This window comes from Candidatus Woesearchaeota archaeon, from assembly GCA_018675335.1.
Classification (GTDB): Archaea; Nanobdellota; Nanobdellia; order Woesearchaeales; family UBA11576; genus JABJCP01.
Window position 1 is genome coordinate 382,569 of the sequence record JABGYH010000007.1, and the last position, 21,287, is coordinate 403,855.

At 29.2% G+C, this 21,287-nt stretch carries 17 protein-coding genes; 8 read left to right on the forward strand and 9 right to left on the reverse strand.

The window, feature by feature from the left end; translation table 11 throughout:
• The first annotated feature begins 337 nt into the window (after positions 1-337).
• A complete protein-coding gene (locus HN587_06200; protein ID MBT7903426.1) occupies positions 338-1,252 on the forward strand; it encodes a hypothetical protein in 915 nt (304 codons plus the stop codon).
• Between the two features lie 32 nt (positions 1,253-1,284).
• Here the strand turns inward: HN587_06200 and HN587_06205 are convergent, their stop codons facing one another.
• The 6 genes from HN587_06205 to HN587_06230 form a co-directional block, all read right to left on the reverse strand.
• Complete coding sequence (locus tag HN587_06205) at positions 1,285-2,196, reverse strand: translation initiation factor eIF-2B (protein MBT7903427.1); 912 nt, start codon at positions 2,194-2,196, stop codon at positions 1,285-1,287.
• Between the two features lie 133 nt (positions 2,197-2,329).
• Entirely contained in the window at positions 2,330-3,037 is a 708-nt protein-coding gene (locus tag HN587_06210; protein ID MBT7903428.1) for a hypothetical protein, read from the reverse strand.
• 30 nt (positions 3,038-3,067) lie between these two features.
• Entirely contained in the window at positions 3,068-3,322 is a 255-nt protein-coding gene (locus HN587_06215) for a hypothetical protein (GenBank protein ID MBT7903429.1), read from the reverse strand.
• A 218-nt stretch (positions 3,323-3,540) separates the two neighbouring features.
• Positions 3,541-4,356, reverse strand: coding sequence for a TrmB family transcriptional regulator (locus tag HN587_06220; protein MBT7903430.1), 816 nt, complete (start codon positions 4,354-4,356; stop codon positions 3,541-3,543).
• Between the two features lie 319 nt (positions 4,357-4,675).
• Positions 4,676-4,948 (reverse strand): acylphosphatase, encoded by a 273-nt coding sequence (locus HN587_06225; GenBank protein MBT7903431.1) that lies wholly within the window; start codon positions 4,946-4,948, stop codon positions 4,676-4,678.
• A gap of 20 nt (positions 4,949-4,968) precedes the next feature.
• Complete coding sequence (locus HN587_06230) at positions 4,969-5,322, reverse strand: DUF192 domain-containing protein (GenBank protein MBT7903432.1); 354 nt, start codon at positions 5,320-5,322, stop codon at positions 4,969-4,971.
• Between the two features lie 249 nt (positions 5,323-5,571).
• On the opposite strand from HN587_06230, the gene HN587_06235 reads away from it, so the two are divergent.
• The 6 genes from HN587_06235 to HN587_06260 all read left to right on the forward strand — a co-directional run bounded on the left by HN587_06235 (position 5,572) and on the right by HN587_06260 (position 17,214).
• Positions 5,572-6,132, forward strand: coding sequence for a TATA-box-binding protein (locus tag HN587_06235; GenBank protein ID MBT7903433.1), 561 nt, complete (start codon positions 5,572-5,574; stop codon positions 6,130-6,132).
• Between the two features lie 167 nt (positions 6,133-6,299).
• Positions 6,300-9,692 (forward strand): helix-turn-helix domain-containing protein, encoded by a 3,393-nt coding sequence (locus HN587_06240; GenBank protein ID MBT7903434.1) that lies wholly within the window; start codon positions 6,300-6,302, stop codon positions 9,690-9,692.
• Between the two features lie 137 nt (positions 9,693-9,829).
• Positions 9,830-13,213 (forward strand): hypothetical protein, encoded by a 3,384-nt coding sequence (locus HN587_06245; protein ID MBT7903435.1) that lies wholly within the window; start codon positions 9,830-9,832, stop codon positions 13,211-13,213.
• Between the two features lie 16 nt (positions 13,214-13,229).
• Positions 13,230-13,799: a hypothetical protein gene (locus tag HN587_06250; protein ID MBT7903436.1), complete on the forward strand. Its 570-nt coding sequence runs from the start codon at positions 13,230-13,232 to the stop codon at positions 13,797-13,799.
• Positions 13,800-13,846: 47 nt separating this feature from the next.
• The gene (locus HN587_06255; protein MBT7903437.1) at positions 13,847-14,785 is read left to right on the forward strand and encodes a hypothetical protein; all 939 of its coding nucleotides are present in this window, start codon (positions 13,847-13,849) and stop codon (positions 14,783-14,785) included.
• A complete protein-coding gene (locus HN587_06260) occupies positions 14,785-17,214 on the forward strand; it encodes a hypothetical protein (GenBank protein ID MBT7903438.1) in 2,430 nt (809 codons plus the stop codon). Before HN587_06255 ends, HN587_06260 begins: the two co-directional genes overlap by 1 nt.
• Positions 17,215-17,295: 81 nt before the next feature.
• Here HN587_06260 and HN587_06265 read toward each other — a convergent pair whose 3' ends face one another.
• Positions 17,296-18,693, reverse strand: coding sequence for a hypothetical protein (locus HN587_06265; protein MBT7903439.1), 1,398 nt, complete (start codon positions 18,691-18,693; stop codon positions 17,296-17,298).
• Between the two features lie 174 nt (positions 18,694-18,867).
• Here HN587_06265 and HN587_06270 point away from each other — a divergent pair, with 174 nt between their 5' ends.
• Positions 18,868-19,704 (forward strand): PHP domain-containing protein, encoded by an 837-nt coding sequence (locus tag HN587_06270; protein MBT7903440.1) that lies wholly within the window; start codon positions 18,868-18,870, stop codon positions 19,702-19,704.
• Here HN587_06270 and HN587_06275 read toward each other — a convergent pair.
• Positions 19,701-20,087 (reverse strand): iron-sulfur cluster assembly scaffold protein, encoded by a 387-nt coding sequence (locus HN587_06275; GenBank protein ID MBT7903441.1) that lies wholly within the window; start codon positions 20,085-20,087, stop codon positions 19,701-19,703. The two genes, HN587_06270 and HN587_06275, sit on opposite strands and share 4 nt — an antisense overlap.
• On the reverse strand, positions 20,077-21,282 hold the full coding sequence (locus HN587_06280; GenBank protein ID MBT7903442.1) for a cysteine desulfurase: 1,206 nt from the start codon (positions 21,280-21,282) through the stop codon (positions 20,077-20,079). Before HN587_06280 ends, HN587_06275 begins: the two co-directional genes overlap by 11 nt.
• Positions 21,283-21,287: the final 5 nt, after the last annotated feature.

The following is a 21,287-nucleotide window of genomic DNA, read 5'->3' on the forward strand; positions in this document are numbered from 1 at the left end:
TATAAACTAGCAGTGCAAAATGCGCGCAAAACCACCCTAAATTCAATAAAAATTGATTTTATAAAACAACTAATCTTCGCTAAAACTGTAAAAACACCAAAAGGTTTTTAAATCTTATTATCTGAAAACAGCAATATAAAAATTATAATCAAAATAATATAAAAATTAAATAACAAAATAATAATAATCACACAAAATATTATTTAAACTGTTTTGAAAACAAAAAAATAGCAAATTTTAAAAACAAAAAGTTTAAAAAGGAACTGTTGAGATTGAACATACAATAATAAAATAACAGAGCGCACAATCTACAAATTGCTCGAATTTGGTTATTAACATGAAGTTATCAAATAAACTTATAGAAGACGTAGTGACTGAAGTTGCGGGCCAAGATGTTCTACCACTTATAAAACTCATAAAAAACAAAAAAAATGTTAGTGAGTTTAAACTAGCTGAAAATCTTGAACTTGAAGTAAACTTTGTAAGAAATATGCTATATAGATTATATCATGCGAACTTAGTTTCATTTACAAGAAGAAAAGATAAAAAAAAAGGTTGGTATATTTACTATTGGACTTTTAGAACAAAACAAATTAAACATTTAGCAATAACTCTTAAAAAACAAAAAGTAGACAGATTAAAGGATCGACTTAATAGAGAACAAGACAGTCACTTCTTTATTTGTAAAAATTCTTGTATGAGACTTGATTTTGAAACATCAATGAACTTTGGATTCAAATGTCCTGAATGTGGAGAACTCATGGAACAACAAGATAATGTAGCAAAAATTAAAGAAATAAAAGATGAAGTAGAGTTATTAGAAAAAGAATTAGAAGCAGAAAAACCAAAACCCTTCACCCAAAAAAAGAGTGCTTCAAAAAAGACTGTCAAGAAAAAAGAAGTTGAAAATGAAGATGGATGGGAAGATGATGAAGAAGATTTAGATAATGATTCTGAAGAAGAAATAAAACCAAAAAAGAAAACCGTGAAGAAAAAAGCAGTTAAAAAAAAGGTAGTGAAGAAAAAAACAGTAAAAAAAACTACCGCAGTCAAAAAAACTGTAAAGAAAAAAACAAAAGAAAAAAAAGCAGATGATTCTGATACTGACTCCGAAGACGTAAAACTAAAAATTACTAAAAGAAAAGCAGTTACAAAAATAACTACAAAAAGTAAACACATTCGAAAAAAATCATTACTAAAAAAACCTAAAAAAGGCGTAATTTCTTATCTAAAAAAAGTTATAAATCATTAAATTAAACTGACTTTGTATCAACAAAAATAATTCTAGAATAAAAAAGGATATTCTCGACGTAATTCTTCAATTAATGAATCAGATCTAAAAACTCCCAGCTCAGTTATGACTCCTGCAACTAACTCAGGAAGAACTATTTCAAATGCAGGATTTAATACTTTGACTCCTTTAGGAGGTGCGCTCCAAATCTCTTTTGGATCTCTTAATTCAACAGTTTCATCAGAACCAAACACAGTTAATGGATCAAATTTCCAAGAATGAGTACAAGAATAAACTGGAACTCTTAAAGCATGCGCAAGAGTTGCAATCATCCCACTACCAACTTTATTAAACACATTACCTTCAGACGTTATTGCATCAGCACCCATCAAAAATAAATCTGCTTTACTCAAAGCAATGGCTGCAGCACTATCTACAAAATGAGTCACTGGAATTTTTGCTTTTGCTAAATCAGTCGCAGTAATTCTTCCTTGAAACCGCGGTCTTGTTTCGGTATTGTAAACTTCAAAAGTTTTACCTTGTTCTTTTGCTTTAATTAAAATATTCACAACAGTACTACTATGACAATGAGTATACACAATAGAACCTGTTTTGATTTTTTTTGCTCCAAATTCAATTAATCTTTCTTCGCCAACTTTAATAGAATGAATTGCTTCATGAATTTTATCGTGAATACTTGACACAAAAAGAACTTTTGGTTCGTGAATGAGGTTATCAATATCTTGCAACACAAAATTAATTGCGTTTCGCATCATGGGTTCCGTCGGCCTACTTTTGAATAATAATAACTTTCCTTTTTTCAAAGATTTTGCTAACTCAATTGTTGAGTCAGATTTCTTTTCTTTAATGAGTTCTTTAATAGCTAACACTGCAGATGTTGCGACGTTTGTTGCTCCCTGAATTTTTAAAGATTTAATATCTCCAACAATTTGTTTAAAACTCATAATATTACCTCAATAGATAATGCACTATTTAATAATTTTGATTAATTGAACAATGAAAAAAATTAATATTCAAAAAAAAATTAATTAAATCAAGTAAATTAATTTAATCAATTAAAACAAATATTTTTGACAGTTAAGATACTACCTTAGGGATTTTTTGTTTAAGTTTATTATCGAGTTTAACTTCATTTACGTCAAAAGTAGTTAAACAAGATTTTTTTGAATCAAACACATCAAGAGATGGTTGAAACACATGTGCAGTTTTTTCATCAAAATAACCACAACGAAAATCTGAAAGAGGAATATTTGTTCGCCGAGACAACATCAATGCATAAAAAAACGTTTGAGTCGTGGCATATTTTTCTTTTGTTGCTTTTGGTTTAAAATCCCAAACCCAAATTTTATCATCCGGTTCTACTCGCAACACATCGATATGTCCAGTTAATGGCTCGTCAGTTTCAAAAATAGATTTATACTGTTTGAGCTCGTGAGATAATAACCAAATTGGAACTTCCACTCCAATGGTCGTTGAATCTTGTTCTAACATATGAATTTGAACATTACTGTGCGCAGTTTTGTAGCGCTCAGAATCAAGTCCGATTTTTGCAAGAGAACTTACTTCATGACCTTGAATTACCACTGGATCAATATTCAAATTGAATTTTAGAGATGAACCCCTCGGACCTGAGTGAAAATAATGATCTGGACAATCATGAAAAACAACATCCAAATATTTTTTAAGTGTTTGAAAATTAGAATTACATAATGAATTTATTTTATGATCATTAAGGCGGTAGTGGTAAAACCATCCATGCTTAAATGATGTGTGTCTAATTGACATATTAAAAATATAATAAAGAAAAGAAAAAATTTATTTTTTCTTCTTAACAGCTTTTTTCTTAGATCCAGATCTAGTAGCTGATTTTAACATGCTCTCAATCTTTTTCTCTTCCTTAAAAACCGCTGCTTCTTCTCTGACTAATCTATTTGCAATTTTAATTAAGTTCTCATCCATCCTAGCAATGCGCCTTTCAAGAAGAACTAGAATTCTTAAACTATAAACAATAGCTGATAAAGTTCCTATAATAATTGCAAGAGTAACACCTTCCAAACCAAGTCCTGCCATTTTATTACCTCCTCTTTTTTTTAATAAACTAAAAATAATCAATAATTATTAATGAAAAATAGTGAGTCCTACTATTTAAATGTTACTCAATAAATAATGACAAATATAGAAGACAGGTAACATAAAATTTTTTATAAAAATATAAATTAAAAAAAGAAAATAGTGATAGAAAATCAGTGAAAAAAATTAAAATATTTAATAATTGAAATTGATAAAACTTATTTTAATGCTTTATCTGCAGAGTTTAATTTTCCCCATTCGCCGTCAAATAACTGTTTTAAAGCCGCGCCGAAGAAAGGAGTATTTACCCACACACCAGTATCGTATGTTGGATGAACCTCTGAATCATCAAGTAACATAAATGTTAGTTCCTTACCATCAATTAAACAAAATCTAGCTCGCATATTTTCATTATGTTTGATTTCTGCTAAACCATTAAGTTCTTTAACTGCTTTTTTTGTTTCTTTGGATAATGGTGCTGCGATTCTAACTTTTAAATTTTTATCTTTTGCTTTTAGAAGTGCTGATCTTAAAAATTCAGCTTTTCTGATAAGACCTTCACTTGTAGTCATAATATCAACTGTGCTGGATGCGTTTTTAACCATGGATTCAACGTGATTATAAAGATTTCCTCGACCTTTAAGTGCCCCAGAAAGATCGGTTGGATCAACAAGTTCAATACCTTGTTTGTGAAGATCTTGAAGTTCATCTAAAACATTGCTCGCTTTAAGCTCATCTAATAATCTTGTATGGCTTTGAGCATCTTGTTCAACTTTTTTCTTAACTCGCTCTAAAACTTCATCAGGAGAAACCGCAACATATTTTATTGGCTTGCCAAGTTTCATAACAATAAATCCTTTTCGTTCTAAACTTTCTAAAACATCATAAGATCTAGATCTTGGAACATTAGCGATATCAGATAATTCTCCTGCTGTAGAAACACCACGAGATAACAAAGCAGTCCAAAGCTTGCTTTCATATGTATTAAGACCAAAGTCTTTGAGTTTGCTTAAAAATTCTTTTTGAACAATCATTATTGGGCACCTTCCGTTTGTTTTTCACAAATAATCACTATAACCTTCGCGTTTAGCTTAAAACCATCTAAACACCTCAAAATTATCAAAATTATGATTTTAAAACAGTTAAAATGTTTTAAATCTTTGAGAACCCCTTTTTATCCCAAAAAACCCAATTTTACAAGTTTGTTTGAGAGTTAATATAATAAAAATCTAGAAGGTGTAACCAGTATTTAAAGGTTTCGCTATTTTTGCTATTTCTAAGTAGCAAATAAATTTTATGTTGATTTTGAAGCAAATTTACCTAATAACTACAAAACATAAATTGAACCACACATTAAAATCTAATATCAAAAAAGTTGAATTCTTGATTTGATAAATCCTCAAATTTTTCAACAGAATCAACTTTAGCCATCAATGAGCCCATTTTTAATTTCAAAATAAATTGAGAAATCTTATTTTGATTGCCATGAACTATAATTTCTACATCACCCGAACTTAAATTTTTAACAAACCCCGCCAAACCTAAAATTGATGCAGACTGCTTAGTAAACGCTCTAAAAGATACACCTTGAACTTTTCCTTTAACCAACAATCTAACTTTTTCCAATTTAACTCAACCTCAAAAAATCACGTCCACTCGACGGATGACCCAATCAACAAATTTTTCTTTTTGATTAACCCTTTTTTAACCTCAATAAAAAACTTAGCCTTTTTTTGCGCAGTATAAAATGTAAAGGGTAAAAAATTCTGTTTAATATCAACAATTTTTTTATTTGAATCAATAAATAACACATCAATAGGATAAAAAACAAACCACATATGCAAACTTAAAAAAATAGGTTTTGTGAAAATAAAAATATGAGCCGTATCCTCAATTTGGGCTCTGTTTGAGAACATCAAACCAATCATTTTTGAAACTAAACTTATTCTTAACCTAACTTTTTTACAAATAATTTGTTTTGAATCTTTTTCAAACAACATATAAACATTTAAAAAACAATAAACATATAAAAGATTATCTCAAAAATAGTCTCGTTAAAAATATTTTAGGCACTCAAACACCATAAAACCCTGTCAAAACGTAAGTTTCCACAGGAAATCAAGGGGGTTTAGTGACCGCAAGAAATAGGTTCTTAATTATATGTTTCTGAGTAGATATATTTATAAAGAAATGGGGCTTTTGATTTATATAAGGTTTAAAAGTCATTTATAAACATATGGGGGTTTAAAATGAGTAAAAAAGAAATAAGAGTTGTAAATATAGTTGTTTCAGCTGCATTAGGGCACGATATCCCTTTAGAGAAGATGGCAGCAACACTTTCTAACACAGAGTATAATCCAGAGCAATTTCCAGGCTTAGTTATAAGAATAAAGGAACCTAAAACCTCTGCTTTAATATTCAACAGTGGTAAAATTGTATGTACTGGCGCAAGAAACATGGAAGATGTAAAAAAATCCATAAAGCAGATAATTAAAAGCCTAGAAAAGATCAATGTAAAAATTAAAGAAGAACCAGAAGCTACAATCCAAAATATGGTTGCTAGTGGTGCTATTGGCATGGATCTTAATCTAAATACTCTGGCAATGAAGCTACAGAACACAGAATACGAACCAGAACAGTTTCCAGGATTAGTATACAAACTAACTGTTGAACCTAAAGGCATGAAACCTTTTAAAGCGACATTCCTATTATTCTCAAATGGAAAAATTGTATGTACTGGAACTAAAAGTGAAGAACAAGTAAATCTGTCAGTAGATGCTTTAATCGAAAGTTTAGAGAAAGTAAAATAAAAACTTGGGAAAAACGTTAAAATAATTCGAGAATTGATCATAAATTTCAATTCTCGACCCAAAATCTTTTTAAACATTTAAAATAGAACTAAAATAGCTTTAGCTTTCAACATAAGTTTAAAAATACCAATTAATAAATTGTTTATTTAAAAGATGGTGTGATTTGAGTGGATGTATCAGAACAAGTAAGAATATTTGAAGAATTCTTTGAAAAGAATTACTTAACAGATATACTAGAAAAAATAAGAATAGGGCAAAACTATTTAGTAGTTGATTTCTTAGAATTAACCAAATTTAATCCCGAAATTTCACAATTATTACTAGATCAACCAGAAGAAATTCTAAAAACAGCAGAAATTGCAATAAGATCATTTGACTTACCTGATAGTTTTAAAAATTTCTATGTAAGATTTTTTAATTTACCGCTATCACAAAAAATAGCAATAAGAGCTATAAGAAGTGAACATTTAGAAAAATTTATTTTTTTAGATGGAACTGTTAGACAAAAATCAGATGTTCGTCCTCAAGTAACTTCCGCCCGATTTGAATGTCCAAGCTGCGGAAATGTAATTACAGTTCTTCAACTAGAACAAAAATTTAAAGAACCTACCAGGTGTGGTTGTGGAAGAAAAGGAAAATTCAGACTTCTAAGCAAAGAACTTGTTGATGCACAAAAAATAGTATTAGAAGAATTAGCAGAACAACTTGATGGTGGCCAACCAAAAAGAATTGACGTATTTCTCAAAAATGATTTAGTTTGCCCATTAAGTGATAAAAAAACCAATCCCGGAACAAAAGTACAAGTTGTTGGCCAATTAAAAGAAGTTCCAATACCTGCAAGAGATGGCGGTCAATTAATCAGGTATGATTTGATGGTTGAAGTAAATCACATATTAACTATGGATGAAGATTACGGCGAACTAAAAATAACTGATGAAGAAAAAAAAGAAATTTTAGAATTATCACGCGATCCAAAAATATTACTTAAATTAACAAATTCAATTGCGCCTTCAATTTATGGTCATGATAAAATAAAAGAAGCAATAGTTCTACAAATACTCGGAGGAGTACACAAAACGCGTAAAGATGGTGTTCGAACTAGAGGAGACATGCACATTTTACTAATAGGGGATCCTGGTTCGGGAAAATGTTTGGAGGGTAATACTAAACTAGTTATGGGAACAGGAGAAATAAAAACAATCAAAGAAATAGTGGAATCAAAAATAAATGAAAATGTTTTTTCAATTAATCATACAGGAAATTGTTTTGATATTGCCCCCTCAAGATTTTGGAAAAGAAAAATTAGTGAAAAACTTTTTAAAATTAAAACAAAAACAGGCAATGAACTTTTACTTACTAAACAACATCCATTATTTACTACAAATCACGGATTGATTAATTCTAAAACTGCTGCAGAATTTAATATTGGAGAATATATAGCTCAACCATCTAATTTGAATGTTTTTGGAGAATTACAACAAGTTCCAATTGATTTTGAAAAAGTTAAATCTTTTCATAAAACAAAATATAATTTACCAACACACATAGGTGTTAAGTTTGCAAGGTTGTTAGGCTATCTAGTTGGAGATGGATATGTTAGACAAAGAAAAACAACTGGCTTAGTAAGCATCACAAATAATGATTTTGATTTGTTAAATCGTTTCGAACACATAATTCATGATTTATTTGGAATACAGGTTAGTAAAAGAAAAAAACAAAATTCAAATAGTTATGAATACTATTTTTGCTCAAGAGAACTAGTTAATTGTTTAGAAAAAATTGATAAAAATATAACTAAAGGATCGGGAGATATGTTAATTAGCAAATACATCCAAAAATCCCCTGATTTTGTTTTAAAGGAATTTATTTCTGCATTATTTGACTGTGAAGGTTATGTTAATAAAAATAAACGAGAAATAGAGTTTAGTTCGAAAAGTAAAAATTTAATTGTTGATTTAAAATTGTGTTTATTAAGATTTGGGATAACAACTCAAAGTTCTGAATGTTTAAAACATGCAACAAATACAATAAATAAAATTAAAAGAAAATATCATAGATTAAAAATTAGTGGAGAAAATATTAAACAATTCTCTAAAACAATAGGATTTGGGTGTTCTAAAAAACAAACTGATTTAAAAAAATCAATTGAATTAAATGGAAAATTTAACACAAATTTAAATATAGTGCCAAACATATCAGAATTATTAATAGTATTAAGACATACTTATGGTTTAACACAAAAAGATTTTGGAATTTCTCGCACAACATACCAACATTACGAAAGGGGGGATAGAAATCCAAGTTTTACCAATCTAAAAAAAATTAATTTAGTTTATCAAAATCTCAAAAATAAATTTGGACTTGTTGATGATTATTTAGCTATTTTAGATCAAATTAGCAATGCAGATATTTTTTGGGATCAAATAGAATCAATAGAAGAAGTAAAAAATGAAGAAAAATACGTTTACGATTTAGAAATTCCCAAAGTTCATAATTTCATAGCAAATGGAGTTATGGTTCATAATTCTCAGTTAATTAAAAGAGCACAACTCGTTGCTCCAAAAAGTAGATATGTTAGTGGTAAGGGAGCTAGTGGAGCAGGACTAACTGCTGCAGTAGTTAAAGATGAATTTATGAGAGGCTGGGCTCTTGAAGCAGGAGCACTAGTTTTGGCAAACAAAGGATTTTGTATGATTGACGAGTTAGATAAAATGAGTACTGAAGACCGAAGTGCGATGCATGAAGCATTAGAGCAGCAAACAGTAACCATTGCAAAAGCAAACATTCAAGCAACTCTTCGTGCAGAAACCACCGTACTTGCAGCAGCGAATCCTAAATGGGGGAGATTTGATCCTTATGAAATAATTGCAAAACAAATTAATTTGCCACCTGCACTTATCAGCAGATTTGACTTAATATTTCCCGTAAGGGACCTACCTGATCGCGATCAAGATAGTAAACTTGCAGCATTCATATTAAATTTACACAAAAATAAAGATGCAGGAAAAGCAGAAATTGATACTGACCAATTAAGAAAATATTTATCTTATTCTAGACGATACTGCAAACCTGAACTAACCAAAGAAGCACTCGAAGAAATACAAAAATATTATGTTGAAATAAGAAATAAAGGTGGAGAGGACGGAGGAGTAAAATCAATTCCTATTACTGCGCGTCAATTAGAAGCACTTGTAAGGCTTGCTGAAGCTAGTGCTAGAAGTAGACTTGCAGAAAAAGTTACTCGTAAAGATGCAAAAAAAGCAATTGAATTACTACATTATTGTATGGTTCAAGTAGGGGTTGATCCGGAAACTGGAAAAATTGATATTGATGTTTTAACAACAGGCGTTTCAAGTAGTGCTCGAAATAATATTGCAATAGTAAAAGAATCAATTAATGAACTTGAAAATAAAATTGGAAAAACAATACCTATAGAAGAATTAGTAAAAGAAGTACAAGAAAAAGGCATTGATGTTGATAAGGTTGACGAAGTTATTGAAAAATTAAAAAGATCCGGAGATATTTTTGAACCTAGAAGAGGATTTATTCAAAAAATTTAAAAAAATTATTTCAAATAATATTTTTATTTACTTCCTCTTATTAAAGTTAAAAATAAGATACTTTGCTTAATTTAATTGATTTTTAAAGTTCTCCAAAGTAAAACATATAAATAAATAATATATATTCTTTTAATATTATGGAAAAAAGGGGAAATTGGCAGATATACATTAAATTCGTGGGTCTGCTTTTAATTTATTTATGGATACTTCTACCAATTCATGCTAGTTCAGTATATGCAAATATTCAAAATGTTAGTGCAACAGGACAACATGGAGTAACAGGTGTAAGACGAACAAATGATTATACTCAAATAGAACTTGATTTAATTAATAACAGCAATTATGTTGAACCTAACAGTTTAAAATTATTAGAATACACTAGTGAAATGTTTGAATGTACTTACAACAATAAAACATTTATTCACCATTGTATTTCTTTAATTGATGAAATTTTAGAACCTGGAAAATATGTTTATCAAATACAAAGATTTTCGAGTGGCGGAACTATTTCGGAAGAACTCGACTTTGCACAATTTATTGTAGATAACATACCCCCAAAAATACAAAGCTTTAATGTAATACAAAATGAAAGTGGAGTATATGCAAATTATTCCAGTATTGATCTTGGTTGTGTTGATTGCGGACTTGAATGTGCAGGAATTGGAAAAGTTATATTCTCCATTGATTCAGTTCAAAAAGGAGAAGCAATATTTAATACAAGTTCATGCGCAATAACTAATACAACAAAAATAGAAGTTAATGGACTTGAGGGAATTTTTGAGACCAAAAAAATATGTATTGATGTTTATGATAGATTAAATCAAAAAACCAAAGAATGTACCAACATAACAATTGACATGAAAATACCTGAACTAAAAAATATAAGTTTAAATTTGGGGAATAAAGAAATTAAATATTTTAAAGGAGATCCTTTAATGAATGCAGAATTAAAGATTTCTTTTTATGAAGATTCAATTCTTAACTTAAGTTCATTAAATCTAGATATGTCTTCTTTAAACATAAGACCTGAGTATCAAGAAGCTTACAAAGAAATAAAAGCTCAAACAAACTATCCAATAATCACTTTTGGAGGGTGCTCTAATGGAACTGCAAACTACAGTGAGCAAGACACAATACCAACCCAATTAAGTGGAGAAATTGAATGTACTTGGGGAGGAATTGTAGTTTATTTTTCAGAAGAACAAACTCCCGTTGTAAAAATTGATGTATCTGATGAAATCGGAAAAAAACTAAGCACAACTCATGAACTACCAATCACAATTGATCGTGAAAGTCCCCTTGTTCAAAATATAATAACCTCCAATGTTGATGAGAATGGAAAAAGTTGGATGGGACTAAACCCAGATAATATTACTGCACTCATTCAAGAAAATAAAAGCGGGATTTATAATAAAAAAATAATTATGGACTTTTCTAGTTTAGGAGAACAAAACGTAACTGACAACTTTGATAAAACAAAAATATTACCTAATAATTGTACTGAAGGTTGGACTTGCTTATGGACAAATATAATTGTTGATCCAAAAACTCACAATTCAGGAGACATACTTCAATTAACAATAATTAATCCATCACAAGATGATGCTGGAAACGCAGTTGATGGAAAAACTACCACATCCATATTTTATGATTCAACCCCCCCCAAAATAGATAATGAAAGCATACTTAGGCCTTACGCATGTCCAGTCACTGGTGAAACTATAGACATAGAATTTAATGTAACTGAGACTATGAGTGGAGAAGTCAGTGTTGAATTTTATGCACAAAATATTTCACTTAATTCATTTCCTCAAAAAGGAGAATGTGAAAAAATAGAAGATGCGTATGGGCAATGGAATTGTAAACTATCAATAGATAATTTAGTTTCTTATTATGTTAAAGATCAAATCAGAATTGATGCAATTGATCGAGCAGGAAACAACGCAACATTTTTTATTGAACAAGAAGTATGTGAATCTGTCAATGGAACTCCCAATGTAGTTTCTGCAGACATTCTTGAAGGAAGTATGTTCCCATCTAAACTTGATAAAATAACTTCAGGATACTTGTCATACCCAGTATTTTTTCAAATTATGCTTAATCATGCAGAAACTGTTGCAGTTCAAAAAATTGATGTTGAAAGTTGTAATCTAAGCGAAGGAAGCATAACTGATGAATACGTTGTAACACCGCTTGAATTTATTCAACCATTAATTGGAATTAAAATATCTTTGGATGCTGACGCAGTTGCGAATGTTTCCGAAACAATTATGACTTGTAAATTAAATTTAAAAGTTCGCGCAGGTACAAAAGTTTATTCACAACCAGAATATGAAGAAGTGGAAATTCCACTCCAATTAACAGGAACGATATTTGGAGGACTTAATGAAAGCATGCAAAATACGCTTGAAGGAATTGAATCAGATATTGAAGATATACAATCAGACATAGATGGTTATGAAGATGCACTAGCTTTTTTTGGAACATTATGTTCACTTGTAGAAATTTTAGTTTATTTAATTCAAGCAATGCAAATTATTAAAATGCTACTTTGGATAGTTGGGTGGATAGTTTATGCAGTTATGCTAGTCGTAAAACAAGGAGATTTAGTTGAAGCAGGGAAACTACCTCACACAATATATTATGATATTTGTGCAATAATTGATAAAGTTTCAACAACAATTGTTACATTAACATATCAATTTGATGCAAAAATTTGGACTCCAGATGTTTATACCTCCCCTGGATTTTATCTTAAATTACTTTGTGCCTGGGCTACTTGCAGATTTAGTGAAGCAGATAATTTTATTCAAACATTCGCTGGAACTGGAACATCAAGCGGATCACAATTCAAATACTCTTATGAAAATGAAAAAGGTCCATCAGGAGATAAACTAAATTTTGGCGAAGCAGTATTTTCTTATGATTGGAGTGTTTACAAAAGTATCACTGTTGCAAGAGGATTTGGGTGTATTCCTGGAATAGTTTATGGACTTAAAAAGAAAAAACAAGTCACGTGTATGCAAAGAAATTGTGTTAGAGATTATGTTTCAAGTGGTTTTTCACCAGCACACTGTAATGAAATGAAAGATGCTCGCGAGTGCTTATATGTTGATAGTGCAGCTTCAAGAATGGTTGATGGCCCTCAAGCATATGCCTGGTTTCAAGGATTGAATGAATGGCTAATTGGCCAAGTAGTTGGATCATTAATGGCAGCTTTAATGGATTATTTTGATTGTGGTTGTCCTTGCGGACTTACTACATCTAACTGTGCAAGTTCTGGAGCATCAACCTTATTTGATACAAAAACAGGAGCATATGGTCAAATTGAAAAAGCATGTGGCAAGTCTGATGGAAAAGATACACAAGGTTTTTTACTTGAATCATGGAGATCATTTGTTTGTGGAATAACATTATCACTAGCTTTATTTTTAGAACTTGGTGATTGGATAAATTGGTCAGACTTAGAATGGAATTATTATGATAATAGTTTAGAAGGAGAAGATTATTGTAATCAATAAACAAAAATTTAGAAAAATGAAACTTCAAAAAATATTAATTTGGACTTGGTTGATTTTAATTAGTTTAAGTTGTGTTTCTAGTTTTGATTGGTCAACTATGGGAACTACAGACATATTAGATCGAGATCATGGAATTCCATCAACTGATTGGTACGATGTTGAAGAATGGGAAATAACATTTTGTCTCACAAATGATGTATACAACGAACCTAGCGAAACAAATGTTGGTAATATGGTAAGGGGAGACAGTTCATTTTCACACAGCTATGTTGCAACAATCCAAGCTGAAGTAAATGAAGTTTTGGCTAATGATGATTTAGGAATAGTTATGGAAGAAAAATTATATGAATTAAGTTGGTTTGTGCGCGCAGCACATGGAGAAACACTCAATTATGAAGTAAGAGTTTCAGGACTCACAGATCCAATAGTTTCAGGTCCTGCAAATTATGCAAATCCCGGACGAGATTATTGGTCGTACATCACTACAAGTGATTTAAAAACTGCTAAACTAAAAATATGGAATGAAGATATTTCTGAAACCATAGAAGTAACTTTTGAAGGTGCGGATCATACAGGTTCAAGCTAATCTCACACAATAATAAAATTAAAATAATTAATAACACAAATTAAACAATGAAAACTAAAAAAAAAGAATTAAAACAAAAAGAATTGATTTCAATTAAACAGAGTTTTGACTTATTAAAAACTGAAAAAGTATTAAAATTAATCTTATTTGATATTTTAACCATATTTTCATTTTTTCTAATAATTGCAACATTCTTAATTATTTCAAGTTTAGCTTGGGTTGATGTAATGAAAATAAATGAACTTGCAAAAGGAGTTTATGAACTTGGCGAAGGAGAATTACAAAACATAGCAGGAGATTTGGAAAAAACTAAAGAATTAAAAGAAAATGTAACAACAATACAAAAATTATTCAACACATTCATACTAAAACTTATTGGAATCACCTTATTATGTATAACATTGTTTAGCATACTCTATTCTGCAAGTCAATATTTTGGATGGAAAAAAATAAATATCCCAAATACCAAACTGAATTATAAATTTTTAAAATTTTGGAGTATGAACTTAAGTTTTATGATTTTAAGTTTTATTACAACAACAGGGTTATTTCTACTTTTAAGAAAAAAACCAATACTCACAATAGTTATCATAATAATTACAAATATTATCATAAATTATGTTTACAAAATATACTCTCAATTAATTAAAGAAAACAAGTCCATTCGAATTCAAATTAAAAAATTAATAATTACAATAATTAATTTAAAAACATTATTTGTTTATTTTGTTGTAGTACTAGTTTTAATTAGTTCTCTAGCAATTCTTGGAGTAGTATCTTATTTTGCGGCAATATTAAGCATCCCATTAACCATATTATTCTTATTTTGTTTATCCTGGAATAAAATATATTACGCTGAAAACTTAAAAATAATATTAAAAACAAATAAGCCACATAAAATTATAGACAATAATAATACAAAAAATAAACCTGTCAAAAAGAAACTTATTAAAAAAAAATCTAACAAAAAAAAGACTAGAAAATAATGAAACCAAACAAAAAAGCCCAAATAACTATGTTTATGATAATTGGAATAGTTTTAGTTAGCATATTTTCTGTTTTTTTATATTTTAATAATGGAGTTTCTGAAAGCATAATTGAAGAAGCAACAGAAACTGTACCCTTAGAAGTCAAACCAATACAAAACTTTGTTGAAAGTTGTTTAAATAAAATAAGTAAAGAAGCATTTGTTGTTTTAGGGAGTCATGGAGGTTACATAGATATGTTAGATGCAGATTATGCTCCCGAACAATACACCATAGACTCAATGAATCCCACTGAAGCTGATGGTGCAACACTAACACTTAATCCCTCCACACATGTTGCTTATTGGTGGATGCTTGAAACTGAAAATAATTGTAATAATTGCAATTATGGCTCAAATCAACCAAGCATAGAATTAATTCAAATACAAATTGAAACATATGTTAAAACACACCTGGATAAATGCATAAATGATTTTGAAGGATTTGAAAAACAAGGATTCAAAATAAATGAAATAACCGAATTTAAACCAAAAATAACTATTGCAGAAAGAGATGTCGTGGCTTTTTTAGATTATCAAATTCAAGTAAGTATTGGAGATCGTAATACTACCATGAAAAAATTTGTTACAAAATTACCTTTAGAATTTAAAAAAATATATGAGTTCTCACAAGAAATTGTAGATAAACAAAAACAATACAGCTTTTTAGAATATGATCTAATGTATTTAATTAGCTTAAATTCCCCCGGAGACATGAATAAACTACCCCCAATTTATCTTTCAGAAGATAGTTATGTTCCAAAAATGTGGTCAAAAAGTCTAGTGTCAATGCAAATAAAAGATTTACTTACGAGTCACATTCATTTAATACAATTAAATCAAACAAAAGATGCTAAACTTATTCAAACTGGAACTGACTTTGATAATTTATATTCACAATTCTTTTTACCAAACGTAACTGAAGATTTTGTAAATTATTCTGTTAAATTTATTTATCTTAATTGGCCAATATATTTTGATATAACTCCTAGTGATGGAGAAATGATAATTGCAAGCGAGGTAATCCACAACCCATCTGGTTTTTGGGGATTTGATATACTGCCTGCAAAACCCACTCGAATTTATAGATATAATTATGACATATCAGCTCCAGTAATTGTAGAAATTAGTAGTGATTCAGAATTTTTTGGAGAAGGCTATCGAATGTATTTTGCACTTGAAGCAAATATTCGACAAAACTTAAAACCTATTGATTGGTTTGAAGGTAATGGACGAGAATTTTGGGATAAAAAAAGCGTAAGTTTTGCTGAAACTGATGCGATGAAAGAAGCAAAAGAACAAGAATCACCAGATGTTGATATTAGTTCAGAATCAGAACAAGCCGAAACTGCAGGGGGAGGAGATGGAGTTTCTCAAGCAGAAGATGGACTGGCATCAACAGATAAAACACAATCAACCACCCCAATTAAACAATATACTAAATCATTATTTTGCAGTTTAAAACAAAGAGTAACTGATAATATAACCATAATTGTCAAAGACAAAAATGGATCTGTATTAGATGATGTTGATGTAAGTTATGCATGTGGCAATTATGATAATTGTAAAGTTGGAAAAATAATTCGCCAAAATGAAACCGATGATCCTAATTTAATTGTTAAACTTCCAATGTGTTATGGAGGAGGAATATTTACTTTGAAAAAAGAGGGATATTTAACTGAAAGAATAATTGATCAAACAACCACGCCTGGACAATTAGAAACATTTGAATTTGAAATGCAAAAAAAATATACAAAAAAAGTAAATGTAAAAAAACATTTAGTGAAAAGACTAGTTAGTAATGATTCATTGTATAATGAGATTAAAATATTGCAATATACTCCAACACCCACAAAATTAAATGAATCTGAAATGGTACTAATTAACATAATTAAATTAATAGATAATCCCTGGGAAGAACAAATAAGTAAATTCATCATGTTTTATGGAGATTCTGAATTGAATACTGACTTTTTTACAGAAATGGAACTAGTTCCTGGAAATTATAAAATTGATGCAACTTATTTTTATTTAGATAATATTAATCTAAGTGCAAATTGTAGCCATATGTGTGATCGATGTGATACTGAAACAGCACTAAAAACTTGTAGAACTGTAAGTCCAGATTCTGATACTTCATACGAATGTGAAATTGATGAATGGAGCCCTGAAGAAGATGTTATTTTAAACACCCACCCACTTGGCGGTTATCAAACTAATGAAACTGACCCTTGGGTTGTCACAGAGAGTAGTCTTGAAACGGGAGAACAAGTAGAATTTCATGTTGTTGCATCACCAATACCTAGATGCATACCAGATTTACAAGAAACTGCAGATATGTTTCAATTTTATGAAGATTTTAGATATAGTTTAAATCCAAAATTAAATTAAAATTTTTGAATTTTTAAAAAAAAAACTTTAAAAAACAATAATGATGATGCGCCAATTATAATTGTTAAATTAAATAATAACTTAATTCTGTTTATTCTTTGCTTGTTTTATTTTATCTTTCAAACTAGAACTTGATTTAATTTTATCCATTGAATCATATAATGATTTAGAATTACCTGATTCTGCAGCTGTTTGAATATCACCCATCATCTTTAATTGTAAACACCCAGTTTTAAGACCAAGATCTGAAATTTTATTACATGATTCATAATCTTTTGATTCCATAGCATAATTTAAGATGCAATTTCCTTGTTTTGTAGTATCAACTATTTTTTCACAAAATGAAGAATCTTTTTTGAAATTTGATAATTCTAGTAAACAATCATTAGTGGTTTGAGTATATGCAAAACTGCCACACATCTCAATTGCGCGATTAGGGTTACGTACGCTTACTTGAGTTATAATTTCAAATGATTCTTGCTTATTTTTACCTTTGAGGATATCTTCTTTCTCAGGCTTTGAATCTGCGTCTAACTCAGGTTCTAATTCAACAGGTTGCGTATTTGTTGATTTATTTACAGACTCATTAATAGACTCATTTAATTTAGTAGTTTGGTTAAATTCCAAATCAGTCAATTCAGGAAGGTCTGATTCAACAATATTTGTTTCATTTTCTGATTCTTTATATTTTTCAACAACATCTTCAATTATTTGTTCTACTTGCTCAACTGGTTTTACATCAAATAAAAAGCCAGATGTTGCAGTTTGATTATTATATATTGCATCAGTTCTTAGAATATAATCACCAGGAATTAAAGAATCTGGCAAATCAAAAACTACTGCTCTTTGAGTAGAAGTAATAATTGCCACAGATTCTGATTTTTCAAGAATAGTTTTATCCGATTTTTTATCAATCACAGAATATTTTAATTCAACATCAAATTTTTGAGACTCGCCCAAATTAATTAAATCAACTTTGAAAACTAATTCGCCTCCAGGTTTTTGTAAAGATGAAATTTGTTCTGATTTAACATCTAGTAATGATTGAACCTCAAAAACACCTGAAGATAAAAATGAACTAACATAAAAAAAACTTAATACTCCTGTAATACCAATCATCATGATTAATGCCACCAGAAGTAATTTGTGTTCAGTTGATCTTGCAGTTTTTGGTTCTTGGATTTGATTGAATGCTGATTGTACTTCAGAATAAGGATAACCTTTAGAAATTAAAAATTGACGAATTGTTTGAATAGGATAACCTGCCGCAATTTGTTGATTAATATAATAAATTAATTGTTGAACTCTTTGTTGCTGTGCAATTTGAGGATTTTTCCAAAGATTTAGTACATACTCAACACTACTTTCAACTTCAGAACTATCATAACCTGAACTAATAAGAAAATCTCTAACTTGATAAATACTTTTACCTAACTTAACCTGACTAAATATGTAGTCAACTATAGTTTTCTGTACCATACCACCCTCTTTTAATATAAAATACTTTTTTATTTTAAAAGATTTTCTATTTTTAGATGATATTACCTGAATTTAACCAACCCTCACTGAACATAAAATAATTAAAAAAAATAATTAAAAAAATCAAACAACAATATAATAAAATTTATTAACAATCAAGTTATTTTTACGATCATGGGTAAAATCATATTAAAAAAACCAGATATTGAATTATTAAACAAACAAGGATACAACTGCGTTGACTTGCACACCCATACAACTTATTCTGATGGAACTATGAATTATAACGAAATAATTAAACACACAAAAAAATTAAAAATAGGATTTTCAATTACAGATCATAATTTAATCACAGGTGCCATAAAAGCTTGTGCACAAAATAAACGCAATAAAAATAAACAATTAATAATTCCAGGAATTGAAGTTACAACAGACAAATATAAAGATTTATTATTCTATTTTTATGATATTGCTGAATTAATTGAATTTTATTCAAAAATAAAAAAAGATATTTCAAGACCCAAACTTAAAAAAGTTCCAAAAAAAATTATTAGTTCTGATGAAATACTAGACATATCAAAACAATATAATTGTTTGAGTAGCATCCCACACCCATTTTGTTTACGACCAAAAAGAGCTTACAAATATTTTCAAAAAAAGCCTACTGTTTTAAAAAAAATTGATGCAATTGAAGTTATTAATTCTATTTTAAAAAAAAGGCGGAATGAAAAAGCAATACTTTGGAATTTAGAACTTGAAAAAGCATTTACTGGAGGAAGTGATGCTCATCGCCTAAAAGATCTAGGGAATGTAATCACAGGAGTTAAATCAAATACTGTTGAAGATTTTTTAAATGGAGTTTTAAAAAAGAAAAATGTAGTTATGGGTGCTCCTGGCAAAATACCAAAAAAAATATTATCTCAAATAAGAATTGCTGGAACTAATATAAAAATTTGGTCTCCCTTACAAAGAAAACCAAAACAAAAAAATAATAAAATAAGAAAAACTTAAATTTTTTGCTTTTCTTTATAATCTTTAATCGCATTTTGAAGTGCATCTGCTGCAAGATTCGAACAGTGCTCTTTAATTTGAGGAAGACCACCTAATGCTTTTGATACATCATCACGAGTAATTTTTTCTGCGCAACTCAATGTTTTTCCTTTAGCAAGTTCACACAACATATCTGATGATGCAATTGCCGAAACACAACCAAATGTTTGAAATTTGATATCTTCAACTAATTCTTTACCAGATTCATCATTTTTAATTTTAATAAAAACAACCATTACATCTCCACATACTTTATTTCCAACTTCACCTTTACCATCTGGATTTTCTATTACTCCTGAAAATTTAGGATTTTTAAAACGTTCAATAACTTCTTCAGTGTACATGATTATCACCCTTAATTGATTCATAAGATTTAAAATCTTTAAATGGAGAAATCTTTCTAAGATCCTCAACTGTTTTTTTAATTTTTTTAACTGTTATATCTAATTCTTCTTTTGTAGTATATTTTGAAAGCGTAAATCTAATTGTTCCATGACATTGTTCATGCGGTAAACCTAAAGATAACAGAACATGAGATGCTTGAAGATCCATTGAAGAACAAGCACTACCTGTAGACACACAAATTCCTTCTAAATCTAAATGCATCAAAAGACTTTCTCCTTCAATAAAATTAAAAACAACTGAAATATTATTACAAAGTCTCAAATTTTGTGAACCATTCAATTTAGTATCAGAAATTTTTAGAAGTTCTTCGATTAAATAATCCCGTAACTCAGACATTTTTTTTATATCTTTATCAGTTATTAATTCAATTGCTTTTGCAAAACCAACAATTCCTGCAATATTTTCTGTGCCTGCACGTTTAAGTTTTTCTTGACTCCCACCAAACAAAATAGGAGTTAATGGTAATAGTTTTCTAATATATAGTGCACCAACTCCTTTTGGACCGTGAATTTTATGTGACGAAATAGAAATTAAATCAACACCTAACTCTTTTACATCAAGAGGTAATTTAGTAAAAGATTGAACACAATCAGAATGAAAAATAATATTTTGATTCTCACTAAATTTTGTTTGTTTACAAATCGCTGCAATTTCTTTAATTGGTTGAATTGTCCCAACTTCATTATTAGCATGCATTATTGATACAAAAATAGTTTTTGGTTTTAACAATGATTTAAGATGATCCAAATCAACAATCCCCTCTTCAGTAATATTTACTAAGTCTACTTCAAACCCTTGTTTTTTTAATTGTTCAAACGATTGTAGAACTGATGGATGTTCAAATTTAGAAGTTATTATATGATTTCCTTTATCTTTTCTTGAATTACAAATACCAAATATTGCTAGATTATTTGCTTCAGTGCCACCACTAGTAAAAATTATCTCACTTGCAGCTGCATTAAGTTTATTTGCAATATTAATTCTTGCAAAATCTAGTGCTTTTTTTGATAATCTTCCTAAATGATGCAGTGAAGATGGATTACCATAACTTTCATCATTAAAAGAATTGATTGTATCCAAAACTTCTGGTGCGGTTTTGGTTGTTGCTGCATTATCCAAATAAATTGTTTTCATTATAA